This is a genomic window from Alcanivorax sp. HI0044 (genome assembly GCF_001634945.1).
Map to the genome: position 1 here is coordinate 1 of NZ_LWEZ01001246.1, position 3,673 is coordinate 3,673.

Sequence of the window (3,673 nt, forward strand, 5' to 3'; positions counted from 1 at the left end):
CCGAGAGGCAAGGCGCAGCAGATGTGCGCTTCAGGCCACGCCCTTCGGGTCATTCAGGCTGGCCCGCACTCGTTGTTGCGCTTTTTCGATGGATGGACATACACCTTCAAAAGCACGCCTAGATTGCGAACCAGCCTGAAAGACTGAGTACGCAAGGAGTTTTTCAGAGGTTCCTTAATACCAATGCGGTGCCATGTCGCTTTGCGCCCAACGAAAGAAGTCGTATTCCAGCCGTGAAATACCACCCGGATAGAGGTGCTCGATACGCTGTAGTGTCGGACGCTGGTGGGTTTTTTCCAGGTCCTGAAGCATTTGTCGAAGGGTGGAGCGGCCCACCGGTTTGGACATGAGAAAGGCAGTGGTGGCCCAGGCGACGGTGTAGGGAATGGCGTTGAGCTGGTGGGCCATTTTTCGCCATTGCGCATCGTCCATGGAAAGGTACTGGCGCAGGGTGATCAGCCGTTCCTGTTCAATCCAGGTTTGTACCCGCTGCTGGGCATCGTCCAGTGCGCTGATTTTCAGGCGGCCGTCCGGTTGCGTTTCCAGGGTCTGGAAATACTGTGCCAGGCCCTCCTGTAGCCATACCGGAGCCAGGGGGGATAACTGGTAAAGCAGCACATGACTGGATTCATGCAAAATTGTCTGGGCAACTTGCTGTTCGTTATCGGCCCACTGCCAGACCGCCACTTCATTGGTGGCAGGAATAAAGACGCCGGCATAGTGGCGGCTGCTGGAGCCTATGCGGTCAACCATCCATTGTTGGAAGTCGTCCTGTTTTTCAATCAGGTAGAGGTTTACTTCCGCAGTGCCGTGCAGGTCCAGGCCGAAGTCCCGGCGGTAGCGCTGGTAAATATGGTTAATGTTATCCAGCGTTTGTTGCTGCAAGTCTCCGGACAGGGTGAAGTCCTGACGTTTGACGTTGATTTCGAGTTCTTTGAGTTGCGGGCTGATATCCGGGGTGACGGTCTGGGTTTGGGCATCTTCCGGCGGGCGGTCGCCAAAATGCAATTTGCCGTTGGCGTCACGCCATTGGAAAATTTCTGCCCGGGCGGCTCCGCCGAGCAGGAGGCTGAGGGTGAGTGCAAGCGCTAGAAATCGCAATGTTCATCAATCCATTTGCGGGTTTTTTTCTCATCCGCGGCAACTTCGTCTGCCGTTGCGCCGCGCCGTGAGCCGTCTTCTTCAATATATTCGAAAGGACCTTTGAGCATTCTCAGTCGGTCTTGTGCTTCCGCGCAGGGTTTGGCAAAACGTTCCCGGTATTGTCTTCGTGCGGCTTCTTCAGCCTGGGCTTTTTCCCGTGCCTGGGTGCGCTGGCTTTCCAGCAGGCGTTGGGTGCGGGCATGAATATCGCGTGCATCATCCTGACCAATTTTGGGGGGAGCTTTCACGTCGAGAGTGTCATGTTGCTCTTTGGGCGCCTTGTCCCCGAATTGCCAGTTGCCGTTGGCGTCTTTCCAGCGATAGATTTCTGCACTGGCAGACATGACCGTCAGCGACAGAATTATTCCCCCGATTAATCTCATTATTCCCCCGAGTATCCGTCTCGTGTTGTGTGGTTTAGCTTCCCTGCAAGGCCAGTGAACGTCCCCCGTCCACGGCCAGTATCTGACCTGTTATAAATGGCGCGGCTGTGGCCAGCCAGTAAACCGTGTTGGCGATGTCATCCGGTTCGCCGCTGCGCTTGAGCGCGGTGGCATCCTGAATGGCCTGCTGGTTCATTTGCCCCGCCTCCGGCCACAGGATTGGCCCCGGTGACACGCCGTTGACGCGAATTTCCGGGCCTAGCTCCCGCGCCAGGCTTTTTGTCATCATCGCAAGTCCTGCCTTGGCCATGCAATACAGGGTGTGGGTTTGCAGCGGTTTTTCTGCGTAGACATCGACAATGTTGATAATGCAGCCGTGCTGTTGGCGCAGGGCCGGCGTCAGCTGCTGGCTGAGAATAAAGGGGGCGCGCAGGTTGCTGTGAATTAATTTGTCCCAGTCGGCGTCGTCGGCCTGATCAATGGGGGTGGGGTAGAAGCTGGAGGCATTGTTGACCAGCAGATCCATGCGACCGAAGCAGGCCAGGGCATCATGGGCCAGTTGCCTAACCTGGTCGGGCTTATCCAGATCAGCCTGAATAATCGCCGCGCTATCCGGGCGCGAGCTATTCAGGCTGTCCGCCAGAGCGTGAGCCTCTTGTGCGCTGTTGCGGTAATGAATGATTACCCGCATGCCATTGGCGTGCAGGGTGCGAACGATTTCTGCGCCGATGCGCCGGGCGCTACCGGTAATCAGGGCGACGGGGTCTGCCATGTTTTTTTAAACTCGCTCTTATAGTGGGAAAGTGCATGAATGCGGGCTTTTTCAATGGCCTCGCCCAGTGCCGGTCCTTCGATACCGCTCTGGCGCAGTGCGGCAACATCAATATTGCTGGCTGCCTGCGCCGCGCCACGTAGGTAATCCACCTGGGGGTAGGGGCGATCTTGCAAGCCGGTACGACCGCGAGCATCGGCTTCGCAGGAGAGAAGAAAATCCTCCACCCGTTCCGGTCGGCGTATTACGTCCAGCGTTTTCAGCAGCTTCCAGACCGTGGCGGGTTTCAGCTCCAGGGCCCGGTGGCAGTGGGTATGGTATTCCGCCACCAAGGCCGCCAGAGTGGCGGCGTCCTTGGGGACGCGCCAGCGCTTTGATACGGTTTTCGCCAGCCGGGCGCTACGAATTTCATGGGCGATATGCCGGGGCCATTCTTCCTCGGGCGTTTTGCCCTTACCCAGATCATGACAAAGCACAGCGTAACGGGCCGTCAACGGCAGGTTCAGTCGGCTGGCCTGTTCCAGGCACAGCCATTGGTGCACCAGGGTGTCCACTTCCGGGTGGTGGGCTTCCGGTTGGGGAACGCCATCCAATGCGGCCAATTCGGGGAACAGTTTTTCCAGCGCGCCACAGGCATGCAGCACCTGGAAAAAGACCTGGGGATCGCGTTCCATGAGGGCCCGGCTGGTTTCTTTCCAGACTCGTTCCGCCACCAGATAATCCAGTTCGCCGCTGTCACTGAGCTGGCGCATCAGTGTCAGGGTGTCGTCAGCGACGCGGAATCCGAGCCAGTAATAACGGGCAGCGAATCGTGCCACGCGCAATACCCGCAGCGGGTCTTCGGCAAAAGCGGGGGAAACATGCCGTAGCAAGCGGGCTTTTAGATCGACCTTGCCATGAAAAGGGTCGACCACCTCGCCACCTTCTGAGCGCGCCATGGCATTGATGGTCAGGTCGCGGCGAATCAGGTCCTCTTCCAGGGAGACATCGCTGGCGGCATGGAAGGTGAAGCCACCGTAGCCATGGCCGGATTTTCGCTCGGTGCGGGCCAGGGCGTATTCTTCCTGGGTGTCGGGGTGCAGGAATACCGGGAAATCCTTGCCCACGGGGCGAAACCCGTTGGCTTCCATTTCTTCCGGAGTGGCACCAACCACGACCCAGTCCTTTTCCGTCACGGGGAGGCCGAGCAGGGAATCCCGCACCGCACCGCCCACCAGATACACTTTCATCTTGTTTACCTGTGAGTTCTTGAGCAGAATGGTCGCATGCTTTCTATCGTACTGAAACTAAGGGGCTGAAGACGGTGCATCCTCGTCTCTGCTGGAGTTCATTTTTTTGTCTGACTGCGCTGGATGAGGCGCGGCATAGTTCGCTA

General features: G+C 57.8%; 4 protein-coding genes. All 4 read right to left on the reverse strand.

Annotation, left to right across the window (positions count from 1 at the left end):
- Window positions 1–174: 174 nt before the first annotated feature.
- The 4 genes from A3730_RS17730 to A3730_RS17745 are packed head-to-tail and all read right to left on the reverse strand — an operon-like array spanning window position 175 to window position 3,527.
- Entirely contained in the window at window positions 175–1,101 is a 927-nt protein-coding gene (locus A3730_RS17730; RefSeq protein WP_063521179.1) for a DUF4124 domain-containing protein, read from the reverse strand.
- Window positions 1,089–1,526, reverse strand: coding sequence for a DUF4124 domain-containing protein (locus A3730_RS17735; protein ID WP_063521180.1), 438 nt, complete (start codon window positions 1,524–1,526; stop codon window positions 1,089–1,091). Before A3730_RS17735 ends, A3730_RS17730 begins: the two co-directional genes overlap by 13 nt.
- A gap of 34 nt (window positions 1,527–1,560) precedes the next feature.
- Complete coding sequence (locus A3730_RS17740) at window positions 1,561–2,298, reverse strand: pteridine reductase (protein ID WP_063521181.1); 738 nt, start codon at window positions 2,296–2,298, stop codon at window positions 1,561–1,563.
- The gene (locus A3730_RS17745; protein ID WP_063538585.1) at window positions 2,277–3,527 is read right to left on the reverse strand and encodes a multifunctional CCA addition/repair protein; all 1,251 of its coding nucleotides are present in this window, start codon (window positions 3,525–3,527) and stop codon (window positions 2,277–2,279) included. The genes A3730_RS17740 and A3730_RS17745 overlap by 22 nt, the downstream gene beginning before the upstream one ends.
- Between the last annotated feature and the right edge of the window lie 146 nt (window positions 3,528–3,673).

Coding starts and splice junctions, on each gene's coding strand:
- A3730_RS17735 (WP_063521180.1), bottom strand. CDS start 1,526: ATGAGATTAATCGGGGGAATAATTCTGTCGCTGACGGTCATGTCTGCC.
- A3730_RS17740 (WP_063521181.1), bottom strand. CDS start 2,298: ATGGCAGACCCCGTCGCCCTGATTACCGGTAGCGCCCGGCGCATCGGC.
- A3730_RS17745 (WP_063538585.1), bottom strand. CDS start 3,527: ATGAAAGTGTATCTGGTGGGCGGTGCGGTGCGGGATTCCCTGCTCGGC.